This is a genomic window from Halomonas sp. JB37 (assembly GCF_002332255.1).
Taxonomy (GTDB): Bacteria; Pseudomonadota; Gammaproteobacteria; order Pseudomonadales; family Halomonadaceae; genus Vreelandella; species Vreelandella casei.
In genome coordinates, this window is record NZ_NRGW01000001.1 from 3,449,167 (window position 1) to 3,467,490 (window position 18,324).

Genomic DNA, 18,324 nt, shown 5'->3' on the forward strand with positions numbered 1-18,324 from the left:
ATGCCTGACAGAACAAAAAGGAACCATTATGGTGCTCATCAAAATTACAGCATTCGGCAAGCCCCCATGTCTGATTTGTTAGAAGGGATTCGGGTACTGGATCTAACCAATGTACTTGCTGGTCCTTACTGCTGCTATCAGTTAGCTCAGCAAGGTGCCGATGTCATCAAAGTTGAGCAGCCCGGCAGTGGAGATTTGGCCCGCCAGCTAGGAGCCGACCCCGAACTAAATGCCCAGCTGATGGGGGTTTCATTTCTCGCCCAAAATGCCGGCAAGCGCTCGATCGAACTCAACTTAAAATCCGACCAAGGTAAGCAGGCTTTTCGCAAACTGGTACAGACCGCCGATGTACTGGTCGAAAACTTTCGCCCTGGCGTAATGGACCGGCTTGGCCTTGGCCATGAGAGCCTGCAAGCGCTTAATCCACGCCTGATCTACTGTGCTATTTCAGGTTTTGGACAAACCGGTCCACTGGCGAAAAACCCTGCTTACGATCAGATCATCCAGGGTCTTTCCGGAGTAATGAGTGTGACAGGCGATGAAACGTCTGCACCACTGCGCGTTGGCTACCCCGTTTGCGACACCATCGGTGGTATGACCGCAGCTTTCGCCATTTCAAGCGCTTTGGTCGGACGGCATAAAACCGGGCACGGTGAGGTCATTGATGTATCCATGCTGGAATCGATGATGGGCACTATGGGCTGGGTGGTGTCCAACTGGCTGACGTGTGGCATTGAGCCAATGCCTATGGGAAACCAAAATACAACGGCGGCACCATCCGGCACCTTCCGCACTGGTGATGGTTTGTTGAACATCGCAGCGAATAAGCAAGAACAGTTCGAGATTCTGTGTCAGTTGATTGAGCGCGTGGACTTGATCTCCGACCCACGTTTTCAACTGCGCGAAGAACGCAAGCGTCATCGTAACGCTCTAACCGCCGAGCTGGAAACCGCCTTACAAACCGCCTCTGCGGAGCAGTGGGCAACACGCATGAATGCCCATGGCATACCCGCAGGAGAAGTGCTCACCGTTCCCCAGGCGCTTCGCCACCCCCAAGTAAAAGAGCGCGAATTAACACGCACTTTCCCAAATGTTATCGGCCAGACAAACCTTTCAGTCGTGCGCTCAGGTTTTCGCCTGGGCAGCGGCGACCCTGAACCCAAAACTCCGCCTCCCACATTGGGTCAGGACACCGATGCGATTCTTGCAGAGCTCGGCTATGACGCTGCCGCACGCGCCGCCTTCACTCATCCAGACATAACAACCAAAGAGACGGAAAAATGAATGAAGAGAACCGCCGTACCGCCGGTGAAGACTGGTGGTCTACCGATATCATAGAAATGCACCCCGGCATAATCCGCTACCACGGCTACGCTATTGAGGATCTGATTGGCAAGGTCGGCTTCCCGGAAATGATCTGGTTGATGCTACGTGGCGATCTACCCAGTGCAGCCCAAGCCTCTCTGTTAAGCACGGTACTGATGAGCGCCATTGACCACGGGCCACAAGCGCCATCTATCGCCATTGCGCGCATAGCCTCCACCTGTGGTGTAGGCATCAACAACGCCATGGCTTCTGCAGCCAACGTACTAGGCGATGTACATGGCGGGGCGGGCGAGCAGTGCGTGGCGCTATATAACGCTATCCAGGCACGCTGTGAAGCTGGTGAGGATATTACCTCCGCCACTCATACCGAGCTTGCCAAGCTTAAAGAACGTGGCGTGCGCTATATCCCAGGATTCGGGCATCGCTTCCATCCCAAAGACCCGCGTGCTCCAAAATTGATGGAGGTTCTACGCGCCACTGCCGACAACAGCATCAATACGCATTTTGCCGATATTGCAGAAGAAGTTGAGCGCCAGATATCCCAAGGCCGCAGTCGCGTAATTCCAATGAATGTGGATGGTGCAACCGGCGCTATTTATGCAGCACTAGGATTTCCACCAGCGCTATGTCGTGGTCTGTTCGTGCTATCTCGTTCGGTAGGCATCATGAGCCATGCCTGGGAACAGATGCAGCGACCTGAGCGCAATAAAGGCCCACTCCCCCGCACCGAAACCTGGACCTATACCGGCCATGCTCCCCGTAGTGTTGAGCAGGAAGGCGACCAGCCATGAGTTATACGATTCTGGTGACAGCCCCACGCCTGGCTGATGAAGGCAGGGATGTGCTGGAGCAAGCAGGCTGCCGCCTGCTATTCATCCCCAAAGGGGAGGAAGATAGCCTGGGTGAGATAATGGCCAGCCAGCCCATTGACGCCGTCATCGCACGCACGCTCACGCTGAACAAAGCAACCATTGCATCCTGCCAAGGGCTGCGCACGATATCCCGCCATGGCGTAGGCCATGACGCGGTAGATATTCAAGCAGCGGCTGAGCTGGGCATTCCTGTGACAGTCGTCGGTGATACCAACGCGCAATCAGTCGCTGAGCTAGCCATAGGCCTGATGATCACCGTGGCGCGTAATGTCTCGGATCTAGGCCAACGTATCAGTGCCGGAGAATGGCCGCGACAAACTCCTGGCTTACAGCTTTCAGGCCGCGTGCTGGGACTGGTGGGTTGCGGCACCATCGCACGCCATGTCGCCCGAATGGCCAATGCCATTGGTATGCGCGTCATCGCCTATGACCCCGCTCTTGAAGCCATGCCAGAAGGTATTTTTAAGGCGGCTAGCCTAGACGACTTGCTAACCAGTAGCGATGTGCTCTCTCTGCACTGCCCGCTGCTGCCCTCTACCCAAAACCTAATTGATGCCGCAGCACTCGCGAAGCTCCACTCGGGTGCCATTGTGATCAATACCGCACGCGGTGGGCTCATTGATGAGAATGCCCTGGCCGACGCCATCATGGCTGGCCGTCTAAAGGGCGCAGGACTGGACACCTTGAACATTGAGCCTCCTCCCGAAAACCATCCTCTTCTGCGCTTACCCCAAGTGGTACTCACTCCACATGTAGGCGGCAATAGCGATGCAGCGCTAGCACTGACTGCCCGTGCCGCTGCCGAAAATGCCTTGGCACTGCTGGCAGGGCATCCCCCTGCGCATGGACGCATCGTCAACGAACACTTACTGGAGATAACTCAATGAGCACGACTCTTGATGGCGAAAACTGGCCTGCTGGCTTTGCTGTTCAACCACGTCAAACCACGCTAACGCAAAAGCTGCTGACCGCCTTTAAGCAAGTGCCAGTCGCTCATGCAGGCGATGTGATGGGGCGCCATACGGGCGCAGTAGGACTTAGCGCTTATCACAACGACCTTGGGCTCACCATGTGTGGTACGGCTATTACGGTACGCACCCGCCCAGGTGACAACCTCATGGTGCACGTCGCAATACAACGCGCCCAACCAGGCGACATTATCGTTATCGACGGGGGCGGCGACCTTTCCACCGCAGTGATCGGTGGCCTGATGCGCACAACAGCGATTGCCCGCCAACTGGGTGGCTTCGTAATTGATGGCGCGCTGCGCGACGTCGCTGAATGGGCCGAAGGCATTTTACCCGTTTACGCCCGCGGCCATGTTCACCGTGGCCCCAGCAAGGACGGCCCTGGCCAGATAAATACGCCCATTTCATGTGCGGGCATGACAGTGATGCCTGGCGACTTAATTCTGGGTGACGCTGACGGCGTTATCGCTATCCCCGCTAGTGAAGCCGAGGCGATTTTAAGCCTGTGTCAGTCCCAGGCAGAGCAAGAAGCGCGCATACGTGCGCAGAATGAAACCGGCAAGATCGACCGCGAGCGCTTCGATTCCATCCTGCGTAAGAAAGGCTGTCCGCTTTAGCTACTACGTCAGCATACAACGTTACTTCAGCACACAACAATAAGCCGTACGACAACATAAACAAGGAACACGCTATGAAAAACAACGCCTTAAAATCTATCGCCTGCGCTGCATTGCTTATACTTCCGGCTGTAGGAATGGCCCAATCCTATCCCAAAGGATCCATCGACTTTATTGTGCCCTTCTCCGCCGGTGGAGGTACCGATTTTGCCTCACGCGTACTAACGGAGAAGCTCTCCGAGCAGCAAGGATGGAACTTCGTTATTGAGAACCGAGGCGGAGCGGGCGGCAACATCGGCCTTTCACAACTCGCTCGTGCTAAAAATGATGGGCAGGTGATGGGCATGGGGCAAACGTCTAACATGGCGATTAACCCGACACTTTACGCCAGCATTCCCTATGACTCATTGAATGATTTTACGCCTATTGCGCTAATTAGTTCTCAACCCATGGTTCTAGCCGTTAACCAGAACTCGGCCTACGAAGATTTTGAATCTTTAGTCGCCGCCGCCAGAGAAAACCCCGGCAAAGTGTCCATGAGTACGCCCGGCTCTGGCACGGTAAGTCACCTGTCAATGGAAGTATTTAGCGACCAAGCAGACGTAGAGTTCATGCATGTACCCTACCCCGGTGCGGCCCAAGCAGTAACGGACGCCATTGGCGGGCATGTGGACTTTGTTACTGCCAGCCTTCCCAGCTTATTGTCGCATATCCGATCAGGCTCATTAAAAGCGTTAGCGGTTACCTCGGCTGAGCGTAACGCGGCGCTACCCGATGTTCCCTCGATAGCCGAATTAGGCTATGAAGGTTTTGAAGCCTCCGATTGGAAAGCGGTGGTCGGTCCTGCCGGTCTTCCTGACGATGTAGTCGCAACGTTTAACGCCGCTATCAATCAGGCCCTTCAGGATGAGCGCCTGATCGAAACGATAGAGAGCGAAGGCAGTACGGTAGAGGGCGGCTCTGCTGATGAACTTGAGGCTTATCTGCAGGCCGAGTATGAGCGTTGGGCTGAAGCCGTCAGCACCTCGGGCGCGACAGTGGAGTGATCATTTAAGGCCGGGCATTTACTTATTTGCTCGGCCTTATGGGAGACATCATTATGCTAAATCGCGATATTGTTGACATTATTACGGGAATGGCACTGGCAGCCCTTGGCCTTATCATTGCCGCCTATGCTTCTACGCATTATAACCTGGGGACACTTCAGCGCATGGGGCCTGGCATGGTTCCTATGGGCATAGGATTGATTATTGCCCTACTGGGAATAATGCTTTCCATTGGAGGCGCATCGCGCCCGCGTTTTCCGATGCCTAGCATTGAATGGCGTCCACTGACTGCAATCCTCGGCGGAATCTTGCTCTTCTCTCTCGCCGTACCACGTGTTGGCTTAGTGCCTGCAATTTTCCTGTTAACACTGATCACTTCGCTTGCCGATAAGCAGCTGCGAATTAAGACGGTTTTGGCACTCATCGCCTTTCTCATCCTGGCAGCCATTTTGATCTTCCGCTTGGCACTTGGCATGAACATACCGATCTTCAGGTGGGCATTCTAATGGACTTTTTTGGCAATCTTTCGCTTGGCCTGCATACAGCGCTTTCACTTAGCAATCTGTTTTACTGCTTTGTTGGCGTGTTTCTAGGAACATTACTTGGCGTTATACCTGGTGTTGGCGTTTTAGCAGCCATTTCCATGTTGTTTCCCATAACGTTTCATATGGAAGTGACATCAGCACTCATAATGCTGGCGGGAATATGGTACGGCACGAGTTACGGTGGCAGCACGGCGTCTATCCTGCTTAACGTGCCAGGCACGCCTGCCAATGCGGTGGTCTGTTTGGATGGCTACCCTATGGCGCAAAAAGGTCGTGGTGCCGTAGCCCTCTTTATGACTACAGTGGCCTCTTTCGTTGGCGGCTCCATCGGCATCGTCATCCTGACGCTATTCGCACCAGTGATAGCACAATATGCACTGAGCATGGGCCCCGCTGAGTACTTCTCATTAATGCTGCTTGGGCTAATTGCGGCGACCGGTATTGCTGATGGCTCGGCAGTCAAAGGGTTCGTCATGGTCATGCTAGGCATTTTCCTGGGTAGTATCGGTACCGACGTTTACACAGGCACACAACGCTTTGCTTTTGGTATCCCGGAACTCGGTGACGGCATTAGCCTTGTAGCGCTTGCCATGGGAGTGTTTGGGGTCGCGGAACTCATTATTAGCGTTGGCAGTGTTAAGGCAAACCGCTTTAAATCGTCTGACTTGACGCTACGCGCCATGAAACCTACACGGGATGACATGCGACGTTCGTGGCTCCCGATGCTGCGTGGCTCAAGCATCGGCTCATTCTTTGGCGCCCTACCGGGAACAGGCCCCTCACTCGCTGCCTTCATCGCTTATGCGGTGGAAAAGCGCTCATCCAAAGATCCAAGCCGATTTGGTAAAGGGGCAATTGAAGGCATCATGGCTCCAGAATCCGCCAATAACGCAGCTGACCAAACGTCTTTCATCCCAACTCTGGCCTTGGGTATACCCGGCAGCCCGACAATGGCATTAATGTTAGGTGCGCTCATCATCCATGGCGTTACGCCAGGGCCCGCCTTGATGACAGAGGAGCCCAGCCTTTTTTGGGGGCTGGTCATGAGCTTCTGGATCGGCAATATTATGCTGGTCATTCTTAACGTCCCCCTTATTGGAGTATGGGTGCGCCTGCTTGCCGTTCCTTATCATCTTCTTTTTCCAGTCGTATTGATGTTCATTTGTCTGGGCACCTACAGCGTCAATAACAGTGCCTTTGATGTGCTACTGGTGATGATCTTCGGTGCCCTGGGCGTTTTAATGCGCAAACTGGCTTTCCCTGCAGCGCCCCTCATTTTGGGTTTTGTACTAGGGCCGATGATGGAGGACAACTTCCGCCGCGCCATGCTGCTCTCATCGGGTGATTTTGCGACCTTCATTAATAGGCCTATTAGCGCAACCATCCTCTCCATTGCTGCCTTTATCATGCTATGGAGCTTTTTTTCCACGCTTAAAGCACGCCGCGCGCTTACTCAAGGCTAAAGATTACCGCGTGTTTATTGTTGATGGTATTGAAGAAGCGTAAAGAGCAAACACCCCGCCTTTAAAAGCGGGGTGTTTGCATTTGCAGCCTTAATGGCCAAACACGTAAGGGCTTGCCGCCTGCTCTAGGGCGCCTCGACGGCGGCACGCCCTTTGATGATAGAGCGGCCAAGCATCAGATACGCCACCAAACCACAGGCGGCCATGGCCAGAATGACCGCTTCAAGCGAATGCGGCAACATGGCGGACAATGCGCTCAGCAGCCCGGCAACACCGAACTGGGCGGCCCCCAGAAGCGCGGCGGCCGTTCCACCACTGGTGGGAAAGTACTCCAAAAAGCAGGCTTGGATATTCGGTGAGATCGCCCCCACCGTGCCGATGGTCAGCATCATGGCGGCCAGGAAAGCGTACATTGACCAGTCCATGAAGGCAGCCATCAGCAGCAAGAGTATGCCGACCGCCTGACAGCCCGTCGCCAACTGAAGAATGCGCAGCGACGGCAGCCTGGAAAGCAGAACACGATTGAGAATATTGAAGATAAGCATCGCGACGATGTTCGCCGCAAACAGCACCGAAAAGCTTGAGGGCGACTGTTCGAAATGCCCCTGATAGATAAATGACGCATAGGTGATGAACATCATTAGGGTAGAAAAAGATGCGGCCTGCCAAACGATGAACGGTAGCGCCTGCTTTGTCGACAGTACCAGCTTGTAACGCGCCAGCAGGCTCATCTTAGGGCTTTTCACTCGAGACACCTTGCCCGTGCCGGTAAACAGCACCCGCACCAGCAACGGCACCAGCAGCACCGCGTATACCGCCAAGGCGAAAAAAATAGTGTGCCAGGAGCCTATTGATAGAATCGCGCTGCCCACGCTCGGGGCAATGCCCGGTGCCAACACCATGATAAAGCCCATCATCGAGAACAGTTTCGCGGCGTCGCGGCCCGCCACCCGGTCGCGCACCAGTGCCGGCACAGATACCAAAGTAAAACCGGCGCCAAGAGCCTGAACGGCCCGCCCGACGAGCAGCATGTTCAAGGAATCCGACATGCCGATGACGATGCTTGAAAGCGCAAAAATCGCCAGCCCGCTCATCAGCACCCGCTGTCGCCCGAAACGGTCTGAAAGCGCACCGCCGATCAACTGCCCCACCGCCATCGCGAATACATACACGGAAACGCTTAGCGATACCGCCTGCTGAGAAATACCCAGCGATTCGCCGATGACCGGAAAGGCCGGCAGATACGTATCCATGGAAAACGGGCCCAGCATCATGGTCATTGCCAGGCTCAGCACCACAATGAAGGGCGTTTTAGATTGGGTCATAGAAGCTCGCGGTCAAAGGGCGTAATGATAGACAACCTTAGGTATATGATACCGAGTGTCGCTATCAAGGCAATCATGAGGTATACGCTACTGGACGGTAATCGACAAAACACGCCGGCAGTCTCAATCACCGGTAGGCGGCTCACTAGCAGGGCTGCGAAGGTAAGGCGACTGTTGATCAACTGTTCGATGGGCGGGACACATAGATGGGGCCACCATGGCAGCCCGCAACATTTACTTTAGCAGCTAATGCCGTGGCTAGTAACGCATGGATATGCCGGAATCCGACCACCATCACTCGTGCGCTCCTGGCTTGTCTTGGTAGCCACCCAGCATTAGAAACACCACCACCGACAGCAAAGCGATGAGAATTGCAGCAGTGGTTAGCAAGATAGAGTGCGTGGTGGAGAATGCCGCCTTCGCGGCATTGATGAGTGCCTCCGCCTGATCTGCGGCCAGCCCTTGTGCCACAACGATGCTGTCGCTGATTGAGCGTGCGGCCTGTGCACCGAGGGCTGGATCCAAGGGTGACGGCAGCGCGATGGTGTTGGTGTACACGCTGGCCATGAAAACCCCGAACAGGGTGATGCCGAGCCCGCTGCCCAATTCATAGCCAGTGGCTTCCAAAGAGCCTGCAGCCCCTCCTTTACTGGCGTCCACTGCCCCCATAATAGCAATCGAAGAAGCGGTCAGACCGATGCTAAGAGTTAACCCCAGCACGGCCAACGCTGTTGGTACGGTCCAGTCAGGTGCGTGGAAGTCAGCATGTGCCATATAGGCCAAAGCAGCTGCCGCGAACGCCATCGACATACTAGCAACCAGCCGCAAGCCAAACCGGTTGGACAAGTAACCGGCAACGGGCCCACCTACTGCTGCGGCCGCCATGATAGGCACCATGAAAAGGCCAGCCTGCAGCGGCGTCTTGCCCAGCACATATTGGAGCTCTTGCGCCAGCGTCAGCTCGACGCCTGCCAGTGCGCCAGAAGCCACTAACGCCATCACCATGCCAGCGACGATGGCCGGATGGCGAAATAGCGATAAGTCCAGCATCGGCACCGGCGAGCGCAACTGGATACGTGTAAACCAAGCCAGCATCACTAATCCCAGGGAGAGCACTAATCCAGCCCGCCACAGCGGCTGTCCCGCTCCCATCCCAGACTTGGTGCCATAGACCACCGCGATGATGCCAACAAGCAGGATCAGGGCCTGACCGAACGCCCATTTGCCGGGTGTCGTAGCCTCGCGGCGCGGCAGCAGTGCATAGGCGACCGGCGCAACCACTAACATGATGGGCACATTGATGAGGAATACCGAACCCCACCAGTAATTTTCCAGCAAGGCGCCACCAATCAATGGGCCCACTGCTGCGCCTGCGGCCCCCACCGTTCCCCATAAGCCAAGCGCCATCGCACGCTCGCGCTCGTCTTCGAAGGTTTTGCGTATGACGCCCAGAACACAGGGCATGATCATCGATCCGCCAATGGCGAGCAGCACTCGGGCACCAATCAACTGGGCGGATGTCGTCGAGAAAGCCGCCAAGAGTGACGCCACCCCGAACACGAAAAGCCCGGTCAGCAACACACGGCGTGTACCGACGCGGTCAGCCAGGGTGCCCATCGGCACCAGCATGCCCGCCATCAACAACGGATAAATATCGATGATCCACAGCACCTCAGTACCAGTGGCACCCAGCGCTGGCGTCAGCACAGGTACCGCGACGTGCAGAATCGTCATGTCGATGACAACAGGCAGGAACGCCAGCATGACGGCAAACAGCACTAGCCAACGTTGTGGGATAGCAGAAAGCATTAGACACTTAACTCCTAAATAATGGATGTAACTTCCAACGCTGCCACTGGCAGGACGGCTGGCACAGAGAGCGCCGACAGCGTTAGCACGACAGGCAAAAGCCTGTCACCGCATGGCATTAAGGTGCCTTGCCGTTATGAGCTCTCCAGCCACTAACTCGCTCCTGAAGGCCCATTACGAAAACGAAGAACACCGGGACGAAGAGGATGACCAGCAGCGTCCCACTGACCATACCGCCGAACACCCCCGTACCTATCGCATGCTGAGTTTTGGCGCTGGCGCCAAACGCGACCATCAACGGCACTACCCCCAAACCGAAAGCGAGTGAGGTCATAAGAATCGGACGCAGGCGCAGGCTGGCGGCTTCCACCGCGGCCTCCATCAGCCCCTTACCTTGCCCACGCAACTGTTTTGCGAACTCAACGATCAGAATCGCATTTTTCGCAGACAACCCGATCACGGTGACCATACCGACTTTGAAGAAGACATCGTTAGGCAGGTCACGCAGCAACATGGCGGCCACCGCCCCCAGCAACCCCAGCGGGACAACCAGTATGACCGATAGTGGAATGGTCCAGCTTTCGTAGAGAGCGGCTAACACCAGAAACACCGCCAGGATTGACAGCGCAACAAGCATGGGTGCCTGGGCAGCGGACTGGCGCTCCTGAAGGGACTGCCCCGTCCAGGCCACGGCGAAGCCGGGCGTAAGTTGCTGCGCCAGACGCTCCATTTCAGCCATCGCGTCACCGGTGGAGGCGCCCGCAGCCGCACTCCCGGAAATGCTGGTGGCGGGATAGCCCAGATAGCGCACCATTTGTAGCGGTGTTTCGTCCCACACTGGGGTAACTACCTCTGACATGGACACCATGCCTCCCCTGCTATTACGCACGTGAAGCTTGAGCACGTCGCCGACCTGCATGCGTGCCGACGCATCCGCTTGCATAATCACCTGCTGCATCCGCCCCTCATTCGGGAAATCGTTAATGTATGACGACCCCATCGCAGTCGACAGAATTTCGCTAATGTTGGCGAACGATACCCCGAGCGCTTCGGCTTTTTGACGATCAATATCAAGACGAATGCTCGCACCTTCCGGCAGGCCGTCGGAATAGACGTCACTGACTACCTTGCTCTGCGCCGACAGCTCCAGCAGCGATGTCTCGGCAGCCTTGAGGGCGGCCGGCCCCTGGTTGCGTCGATCCTGCAAGAACATCGTAAAGCCGGACTTGGTTCCCAACTCATCAATGGCCGGAGGCAACATGCTCATCACCGTCCCCTCGTTCAGTTGGCTCATGGCTTCCTGAGCCCCTTCCGCTTCACTAGCCGCCGTAGCGCCGTCGCGCTGCCCCCACTCCTTTAGGGTGGTGAAGGTTAGCGCCGTATTCGCGCCGGACCCTGAGAACCCGAAACCCAAAATAGACATATTGCCGTCCACTGCAGGGCGCGCCATGACGAACGACTCATACGCCTTGACCACATCCAAAGTGCGCTCAGTCGTCGCATTGGCGGGTAGCTGGATACTGGTCATGAAATAGCCTTGATCCTCTTCCGGCAAAAAAGCCGAAGGTAACTGGCGAAAAGCGAACACCAGCACGCCTGCGATGACCACAAACACCAGCATGAACCGACCGCTGCGGGCGACGAGCCGCCCTACTCGCGACTCGTAACGGGTGGTCATACGGTTAAGCGCCCGGTTGAACCAGCCGAAGAAGCCCCTTTTGTCGTGGTGACCCGGCTTAATGGGTTTGAGAAGGGTGGCGCATAGCGCTGGTGTCAGCGTCAACGCCAGAAACGCCGAGAACAGAATCGAGACCACCATCGCCAGCGCGAATTGCTTGTAGATCACACCGACCGAGCCACTTGAGAAGGCCATCGGAATAAACACCACCGTCAATACCAGAGTGATGCCCACCACCGCGCCCGTGATTTCCTTCATCGCTTTGATGGTGGCGTCCTTTGGCGATAACCCCTCTTTCGCCATGATGCGCTCAACGTTCTCGACCACCACGATAGCGTCATCGACGATGATGCCAATCGCCAACACCATGCCGAACATCGTCAGCACGTTGATGGAGAAACCTGCCAGCAGCATCACCGTGAAAGTTCCCAACAACGCAATCGGCGCAACCAGTGCGGGAATCAGCGTGTAACGGATGTTCTGTAGAAACAACAGCATCACCAGAAAGACCAATGCCATTGCCTCAATCAGCGTATGGATGACCTTCTCGATAGACATCTTTACGAACGGGGCGGTATTAAAGGGGATCGATGAGCTCATGCCCGCAGGCAGCGCCTGGTTTAACTCAGCCAAACGCGCCTGCACGCCTTCCGCCGTGCGCACCGCATTGGCCCCAGGTGCCAGCTGTATCGCCGCTGCCGTTGCTGGCTGGCCATTCTCACGATTGGAGAAGCCGTAGGATTGGGCACCCAACTCAACGCGCGCCACGTCGCCCAACACCACGTTGGAGCCGTCGACATTAGCGCGAAGTACGATAGCGGCGAACGCTTCCGGCGTGCTCAACTGCCCCTGCGCGGTCAACAGCGAGGACACCTTTTGGCCGGGTAGCGCCGGAGATGCACCGATGCTACCCGGCACAATCTGTGTGTTCTGCTCCATGATCGCGGTCGAGAGATCATTCACCGACAAGCCGAAAGCCATCAGCATCTCCGGCTCTATCCAGATTCGCATCGCCTGCTCAGCACCGAACAACTGAACACGACCGACACCGTCAATGCGGCGCAGCTCTTCGACGATATTGCGCGCCATATAATCGTTCAGGGCAAGCTCATCAAAGCGCCCATCCTCAGAATTCAGCCCCACGATCATCAGAAAACTGGATGACGCTGACTCTACGCTCAGCCCATCCTGACGCACCACCTGTGGTAACCGAGGCTCGACTGCCTTGAGTCTATTCTGCACATCCACTTGGGCCAGCTCTGGATTCGTCCCGGGCTTGAATGTGGCGATGACAGAAGCCGATCCAGAAGCGTCGGCCGACGACTCGAAGTACAGCAGGTTCTTGACGCTGGATAGTTCGCGTTCGATGAGACTGAGCACCGCATCGTTCATGGTCTGCGGTGTGGCGCCGGGATACGTTGCGGTGATGGTCACCGAAGGGGGTGCTACCGAGGGGTAGTGAGCAACCGGCAACTGCGGAATGGCGAGCACGCCCAACAGGATGATAAACAGCGCGACCACCCATGCGAAGACTGGGCGCTGGATGAAGAACTGGGGCATTGCGGATACTCCTAGAACTTAGTGAGAGGATGCCGCTGAGGCGTTGAGAGGCATAGGCATGTTCCAATCAGTCGCGCTGACCTCGCCCCCATCCGCCAGTCGCTCTATACCCTCGACGACGACCTTCTGCCCTTCTGTCACTCCCGTTTTCACCCGATAACGACCGTTCGCCAATTCACCAAGCTCAACTGAGACCATCACCGCCTTGTCGCCGGCACCAATCAACCACACGTAAGGCTTACCGCCAATGCGCACCACGGACTGTTGCGGCACCGTCAACGCAGCGCCATAGCTTGCATACGGCACGCGGGCACGTACAAACATACCGGGCAACAGGCGCCGTTCGGGGTTGTCTGCGAGGACTCGCAGCAAAATGTCACCTGTACTGGTGTCCACATTGATTCCCGAAAAAAGAAGGTGTCCAGTCACATCGTAGGGTGTGCCGTTGCTGCCGAGGATAGTGACCGGTAAGCCACTGTCGAGGGAGGGTTGCGCCGCCATCGCGTCTTGAAGCGAGTCGAGCGAGGAAGCCGAGCGCTGAACATCAACATAGACTTTATCGATCTGCTGAACACGGGCCATGGGCGTACTATCGCTGCTGGCCACCAGCGCTCCCTCCGTTACCAACGCCTGATCAATTCGGCCTGCAATGGGGGACACCACCGTGGAGAATTCCAAGTCAAGGCGGCGGCGCGACAGCGTGGCACGCGCTTGGGCCACCTCAGCGGCGGCTTGCTGACTGTTGGAGACGGCATCGTCATACGCCTGGCGACTCACCGACTGCCCCCTGACCAGCGACTCCAACCGGGCTGACTGCGAACGGGCATGCGCAAGCTCGGCTTCAGCCTTCTGCAAAGCGGCTTCTGCCGTTTCCACCTCCGCGCGAAACGGCGCTGGGTTGATTTCGAATAGTGGCTGCCCTGCACTCACGTCGGTTCCTTGTTCGAAAAGGCGGCGTTGGACAATCCCGCTGATCTGCGGACGAATTTCCGCCACTTGAAAAGGCACGACCCGAGCCGGCAAGTCTTCGGTCAGCTCCAATCTAACAGGCTCCAAAGTCACAACAGAGACTCGGGCAGGAGGCGGCGCGACTGCTTGCTCAACTGGACCGCAGGCGGTTAGCACGGTTAGCAGCAAGGCACAGAAGCCACCGTTACGGTAAAAGGGGCCGATCGTCATGGATAGTTCCTTCAGGCATAGTCCTTCATGCATAGCTCTTCATGAATAGCTCTTCATGCATAGTTCTTGCAGAAATAGGCAAATATTTGCCTACTAATAGAATTGAAGGGGACTATATCGCTGTAGCGTGGTATTCACGTCGACGGTATGTGTAGATATGATGGAGAATACAATGAATGTTTCATTAGGCACTTACATGTCCAAGACTCATCAGTCGCCCAGCTCTTCTCCTGCCCTACAAGCACTGGTTCTCATAGTCGAAGACGAGCCTGAGATCGCTGATATTCTTCAGGCTTATCTGAAACGAGCAGGCCTCCGAACCATCTACGCAGAAGATGGACGCAAAGCATTGGAAATGCACTTGTCGATGAAACCCGATCTCGTCTTACTTGATGTAATGATGCCTAAAATGGATGGTTGGCAGGTGCTGTCAGAGGTTCGCCATCGTGGTGAGACACCCGTCATCATGTTGACCGCCATGGATCAGGATATCGATAAACTGATGGGTTTGCGTTTTGGTGCCGATGACTACGTCGTCAAGCCGTTTAACCCTGCCGAGGTCGTCGCACGCACTCAGGCAGTGTTAAGGCGCACCATGGCTGATGCCAGCCACCAATCCCATGTACTTAGGGTTTTCCCCTTTGAGATCGACCTGGAACAACACGAAGCCTTCGTCCAAGTGGATGGAGACTCGCACAGCCTTGCGTTGACGCTCACAGAATTCAGATTGCTGACGCACCTTGCACGCGCGCCCAAAAAAGTGTGCACCCGCGCTGAGCTGTTAGCCACCTGCCTACCCGAGGGCGAGGCGCTTGAGCGCACTGTCGACAGCCATATAAGTAAGCTGCGTAAAAAACTGGAAGACGTCGATGTGAGAGGCATACCCGTTGGTATACGTGGCGTTGGGTATCGGCTGTGGGGAACAGAATGAAACTCATCGGATTGAGCCGCACAATCGCGTTAACCATGGCAGCGATGGCTTTTGGGATAACGCTGCTAGTCGTGGTGACCTCTTATGTGTTCTATTTCATTGCCTTCCATTTTTGGCAGGGGTCGATTAACGATCCAAGCATGTTTCCGGCTGGGCCAGAGTGGGCTTGGCTCATTATCACAACGTTGATTGGTTTGACGTTCGCCGTGATAGTAGGTATTCACTTGGCGCGTCGCATTCTGGTACCCCTAAACTCCGTAACAGCAAGCATCCGTCGCGTCGCGCAAGGCGACCTGGACGCACGCGCCACTACGGGTGATCGCTCGTTAGGTGAGGCCGCTGTGTTAGCCAACGACTTCAATGCCTTGGCAGATCAATTACAGCGTATGTCCAAGGAAATGACTTTCTGGAACGCAGCTATTGCTCATGAGCTGCGTACACCGGTTACTATTTTACGCGGACGCCTGCAAGGCTTGGCAGAAGGCGTATTTCCCCCCGAAAAATCCCAGTTTCTGAGTCTCCTTACCCAAATCGATGGCATGGCACAATTGATTGAAGACCTTCGCGCCGTAAGCTTAGCCGAAAGCGGTCATCTGAACCTTGAGATCAAGCAATGTGACCTTTCTGCTGAAATTGAATCAGTCGTTGAGTTTTGTAGGCATGCTCTGAATGCATCAAAACATTATCCAATCTTTGATCTGCAATCGGGCACCGTGTACTGCGACCCAGTTCGTATCCGTCAGGCGTTGCTTGCGTTGCTGGAAAACGTTCGCCAGCATGCATCACCAGGGTCGCTTATCATCGAAACGCGCCAGGATGATGGGTGGTGTGTTTTACGTGTTATAGATACCGGCCCAGGCATACCGCAGGAATATGCTTCTCAGATTTTCAAGGCATTTCGGCATGCGCGAGACGTTGACAGTGGTATGCCAAGAGACAAGCAAGGAAGTGGACTCGGATTGGCGGTAGTCGCGGCGATTGCAAGAGCCCACCATGGCGAGGCCAGATGCTACCCCTCTGATGAAGGTGGATCTTGTTTCGAATTGCGCTGGCCCACCCCATCACATAGTGCGTGATTTTTGAATGAACCAGCTTCTCATCTTTTAAGCCCTGCGCCCTATAAAGACCCGACCCACAAAACAGGCATCTCCCAAGTAAGCACCGCTCAACGCACGCAAACCATCACTACAAGCACCATGGTCAGCAGTAGCAGATACACCCTGGAATGAATACGATCAGGAATGCGCCCGATCCAGGTCGATGCTAAGCGGATACCGAGCCACGAGCCCACCGCCAGTACCAACAAGGCGCCCAGATCCACATAACCGGCATACCAGCCCCCCCACGCGGGGTGATTTGCCGACAGCAACACATACGTCGCGCTGCCACTCACCGCCATGGGCAACGACAACGGATTGGCCATGGCAGTGGCCGCCGTCATACTCGCGCCTCTACGACGCATGAGCGGTACGGTCATTACACTACCGCCCACGCCTAGCAAGGCAGCCACTGCACCAATCAATGTCCCCGTCATCGCCGTTACCCCACGCCCCATAGGACGCACATCACTCTCCGACTGATGCAGAAAACCAGGCCGCAGAACGGCATCCGCAATCGTGATGCTCAGATAGCCGATGAATGCCCAGCGCACCCACTCGCCACTTAACGACACGGCAGCCGCCGCGCCAAGCACAGCGCCCACGGCGATATAGCCGACCAGCGGTCGCACCAGGTGCCATCGCACGGTCTTCCGTTGATGGTGGCGCCATGTGGACAGGGAAGCAGCAAACACCATCAACGCCGTCGAGGTAGCCACTGCAATATGCATGGCCGCCTGACCGATACCACTATCCGGCCCATGGACGGTAATCAGCTGGATATACAGCAAAGGAACCACCACGAACCCACCACCAAAACCGAACAACACGGTGGTCACTCCCGCCAACCCGCCACAAACTAGCAATACGCTATACACCGGCACTCTCCTGATGAAACGAAACAGCAGGCACTATATGCTGGCGAGGTTTGGCCGACATTCGTCATTCGGACAACCATCAACGCGTTTCAGCCAGGTTCACGCTTATGCTCAATACGCCGCTGTCAGAGGTGGATCATGTAGCAAGACCCGTGGTGGCCATCGGTACTGACTACTGTTCCGGCACCCTCCTCGACTTTCATACCCACCGCCGCGCCCAGTTTCTCTATGGCATGACCGGCGTGATGGAAGTCAATACGGATGACGGCACCTGGATGGTGCCGCCTTACAGCGGCGTCTGGCTACCGGCGGGCAAGCGCCATCAAGTGCGCATGAACGAGGTGAGCACCCGAAGTCTGTATATCGAGCCCCACGTCGCACCACGCGCTTCGCCCAGCTGCGAGGTGCTGGTCGCGACACCCCTCCTACATCACTTGCTGCTGGCTTCCGCCCACATCCCCGCACTCTATGAGGAAAACGGCCGCGACGGCGCCCTGGCGCAACTACTTCTCTACGAACTGGAACAGGCTCAGGCCCTGCCACTGTTTGCGCCCCTGCCTCATGACCTTCCGCTCGCCAGCCTGTGCAGAGCATTCCTCGGCCAGCCGAACATTCACTCCCTTCCCGAAAAGTGGGCTCAGCAGTTGCATTGCAGTCAACGCACTTTCAATCGCCTGTTCCGCCAGCAAACCGGACTCTCCTTTGGCGTATGGCGCCAGCAGGCCTGCCTGATGGCGGCTATTCCCAGGCTGCTATCCGGCAGCTCCGTTACCCGAACCGCACTGGAACTTGGCTACGACAGCCCAGCCGCTTTCTCCAGCATGTTTCGCAAGGTGCTTGGCCAATCCCCTACCGCTTTCGTCCAAGCGACTAGCCGCCAACGGGAGGAGTAGCAAGCATAGTTTGTTCAGAGGTTAGCGAGATGTGCTGGTGCTTCCAGCAGGAATTGTGCATTCCAGCGTAGCGTCGGACGACGACTCCTACATGGTCGGCGCTTAGCCACCGGATCCACCGGAACAATATCCAGAAA

At 56.1% G+C, this 18,324-nt stretch carries 15 protein-coding genes; 10 read left to right on the top strand and 5 right to left on the bottom strand.

The window, feature by feature from the left end; genetic code table 11:
* Positions 1 to 66 precede the first annotated feature (66 nt).
* The 7 genes from CIK78_RS16040 (at position 67) to CIK78_RS16070 (ending at position 6,837) form a co-directional block, all read left to right on the top strand.
* Positions 67 to 1,284 (top strand): CoA transferase, encoded by a 1,218-nt coding sequence (locus CIK78_RS16040; RefSeq protein ID WP_096281915.1) that lies wholly within the window; start codon positions 67 to 69, stop codon positions 1,282 to 1,284.
* Positions 1,281 to 2,117: a citryl-CoA lyase gene (locus tag CIK78_RS16045; RefSeq protein WP_096281916.1), complete on the top strand. Its 837-nt coding sequence runs from the start codon at positions 1,281 to 1,283 to the stop codon at positions 2,115 to 2,117. Before CIK78_RS16040 ends, CIK78_RS16045 begins: the two co-directional genes overlap by 4 nt.
* On the top strand, positions 2,114 to 3,085 hold the full coding sequence (locus CIK78_RS16050; protein ID WP_096281917.1) for a hydroxyacid dehydrogenase: 972 nt from the start codon (positions 2,114 to 2,116) through the stop codon (positions 3,083 to 3,085). Before CIK78_RS16045 ends, CIK78_RS16050 begins: the two co-directional genes overlap by 4 nt.
* Positions 3,082 to 3,783 carry an RraA family protein gene (locus tag CIK78_RS16055; RefSeq protein WP_096281918.1) on the top strand — a complete coding sequence of 234 codons (702 nt, stop codon included), beginning with the start codon at positions 3,082 to 3,084 and terminating at the stop codon, positions 3,781 to 3,783. Before CIK78_RS16050 ends, CIK78_RS16055 begins: the two co-directional genes overlap by 4 nt.
* Before the next feature lie 74 nt (positions 3,784 to 3,857).
* A complete protein-coding gene (locus CIK78_RS16060) occupies positions 3,858 to 4,829 on the top strand; it encodes a tripartite tricarboxylate transporter substrate binding protein (protein WP_096281919.1) in 972 nt (323 codons plus the stop codon).
* A 53-nt stretch (positions 4,830 to 4,882) separates the two neighbouring features.
* Entirely contained in the window at positions 4,883 to 5,335 is a 453-nt protein-coding gene (locus CIK78_RS16065; RefSeq protein ID WP_176483417.1) for a tripartite tricarboxylate transporter TctB family protein, read from the top strand.
* On the top strand, positions 5,335 to 6,837 hold the full coding sequence (locus tag CIK78_RS16070; RefSeq protein WP_096281921.1) for a tripartite tricarboxylate transporter permease: 1,503 nt from the start codon (positions 5,335 to 5,337) through the stop codon (positions 6,835 to 6,837). The genes CIK78_RS16065 and CIK78_RS16070 overlap by 1 nt, the downstream gene beginning before the upstream one ends.
* Positions 6,838 to 6,962: 125 nt before the next feature.
* On the opposite strand, the gene CIK78_RS16075 is transcribed toward CIK78_RS16070, so the two are convergent.
* The 4 genes from CIK78_RS16075 to CIK78_RS16090 form a co-directional block, all read right to left on the bottom strand.
* Positions 6,963 to 8,162, bottom strand: a complete 1,200-nt coding sequence (locus CIK78_RS16075; protein ID WP_096281922.1) for a Bcr/CflA family efflux MFS transporter — start codon at positions 8,160 to 8,162, stop codon at positions 6,963 to 6,965.
* Between the two features lie 294 nt (positions 8,163 to 8,456).
* Positions 8,457 to 9,971, bottom strand: a complete 1,515-nt coding sequence (locus tag CIK78_RS16080; RefSeq protein WP_096281923.1) for an MFS transporter — start codon at positions 9,969 to 9,971, stop codon at positions 8,457 to 8,459.
* Between the two features lie 118 nt (positions 9,972 to 10,089).
* Complete coding sequence (locus CIK78_RS16085) at positions 10,090 to 13,209, bottom strand: multidrug efflux RND transporter permease subunit (RefSeq protein WP_096281924.1); 3,120 nt, start codon at positions 13,207 to 13,209, stop codon at positions 10,090 to 10,092.
* Positions 13,210 to 13,227: 18 nt separating this feature from the next.
* Positions 13,228 to 14,388 carry an efflux RND transporter periplasmic adaptor subunit gene (locus CIK78_RS16090; RefSeq protein WP_096281925.1) on the bottom strand — a complete coding sequence of 387 codons (1,161 nt, stop codon included), beginning with the start codon at positions 14,386 to 14,388 and terminating at the stop codon, positions 13,228 to 13,230.
* Positions 14,389 to 14,584: 196 nt separating this feature from the next.
* Here CIK78_RS16090 and CIK78_RS16095 point away from each other — a divergent pair, with 196 nt between their 5' ends.
* The gene (locus CIK78_RS16095) at positions 14,585 to 15,319 is read left to right on the top strand and encodes a response regulator (RefSeq protein WP_096282422.1); all 735 of its coding nucleotides are present in this window, start codon (positions 14,585 to 14,587) and stop codon (positions 15,317 to 15,319) included.
* A complete protein-coding gene (locus CIK78_RS16100; RefSeq protein ID WP_096281926.1) occupies positions 15,316 to 16,395 on the top strand; it encodes an ATP-binding protein in 1,080 nt (359 codons plus the stop codon). The genes CIK78_RS16095 and CIK78_RS16100 overlap by 4 nt, the downstream gene beginning before the upstream one ends.
* 89 nt (positions 16,396 to 16,484) lie before the next feature.
* On the opposite strand, the gene CIK78_RS16105 is transcribed toward CIK78_RS16100, so the two are convergent.
* Positions 16,485 to 17,294, bottom strand: a complete 810-nt coding sequence (locus CIK78_RS16105) for a sulfite exporter TauE/SafE family protein (RefSeq protein WP_096281927.1) — start codon at positions 17,292 to 17,294, stop codon at positions 16,485 to 16,487.
* Between the two features lie 107 nt (positions 17,295 to 17,401).
* On the opposite strand from CIK78_RS16105, the gene CIK78_RS16110 reads away from it, so the two are divergent.
* Positions 17,402 to 18,187, top strand: a complete 786-nt coding sequence (locus tag CIK78_RS16110) for a helix-turn-helix transcriptional regulator (RefSeq protein ID WP_096281928.1) — start codon at positions 17,402 to 17,404, stop codon at positions 18,185 to 18,187.
* The last annotated feature ends 137 nt before the right edge of the window (positions 18,188 to 18,324 follow it).

Excerpts from the sequence above, each read along its gene's own strand:
- CIK78_RS16040 (WP_096281915.1), top strand. The coding sequence starts at position 67 with ATGTCTGATTTGTTAGAAGGGATTCGGGTACTGGATCTAACCAATGTA.
- CIK78_RS16045 (WP_096281916.1), top strand. The coding sequence starts at position 1,281 with ATGAATGAAGAGAACCGCCGTACCGCCGGTGAAGACTGGTGGTCTACC.
- CIK78_RS16050 (WP_096281917.1), top strand. The coding sequence starts at position 2,114 with ATGAGTTATACGATTCTGGTGACAGCCCCACGCCTGGCTGATGAAGGC.
- CIK78_RS16055 (WP_096281918.1), top strand. The coding sequence starts at position 3,082 with ATGAGCACGACTCTTGATGGCGAAAACTGGCCTGCTGGCTTTGCTGTT.
- CIK78_RS16060 (WP_096281919.1), top strand. The coding sequence starts at position 3,858 with ATGAAAAACAACGCCTTAAAATCTATCGCCTGCGCTGCATTGCTTATA.
- CIK78_RS16065 (WP_176483417.1), top strand. The coding sequence starts at position 4,883 with ATGCTAAATCGCGATATTGTTGACATTATTACGGGAATGGCACTGGCA.
- CIK78_RS16070 (WP_096281921.1), top strand. The coding sequence starts at position 5,335 with ATGGACTTTTTTGGCAATCTTTCGCTTGGCCTGCATACAGCGCTTTCA.
- CIK78_RS16075 (WP_096281922.1), bottom strand. The coding sequence starts at position 8,162 with ATGACCCAATCTAAAACGCCCTTCATTGTGGTGCTGAGCCTGGCAATG.
- CIK78_RS16080 (WP_096281923.1), bottom strand. The coding sequence starts at position 9,971 with ATGCTTTCTGCTATCCCACAACGTTGGCTAGTGCTGTTTGCCGTCATG.
- CIK78_RS16085 (WP_096281924.1), bottom strand. The coding sequence starts at position 13,209 with ATGCCCCAGTTCTTCATCCAGCGCCCAGTCTTCGCATGGGTGGTCGCG.
- CIK78_RS16090 (WP_096281925.1), bottom strand. The coding sequence starts at position 14,388 with ATGACGATCGGCCCCTTTTACCGTAACGGTGGCTTCTGTGCCTTGCTG.
- CIK78_RS16095 (WP_096282422.1), top strand. The coding sequence starts at position 14,585 with ATGTCCAAGACTCATCAGTCGCCCAGCTCTTCTCCTGCCCTACAAGCA.
- CIK78_RS16100 (WP_096281926.1), top strand. The coding sequence starts at position 15,316 with ATGAAACTCATCGGATTGAGCCGCACAATCGCGTTAACCATGGCAGCG.
- CIK78_RS16110 (WP_096281928.1), top strand. The coding sequence starts at position 17,402 with ATGCTCAATACGCCGCTGTCAGAGGTGGATCATGTAGCAAGACCCGTG.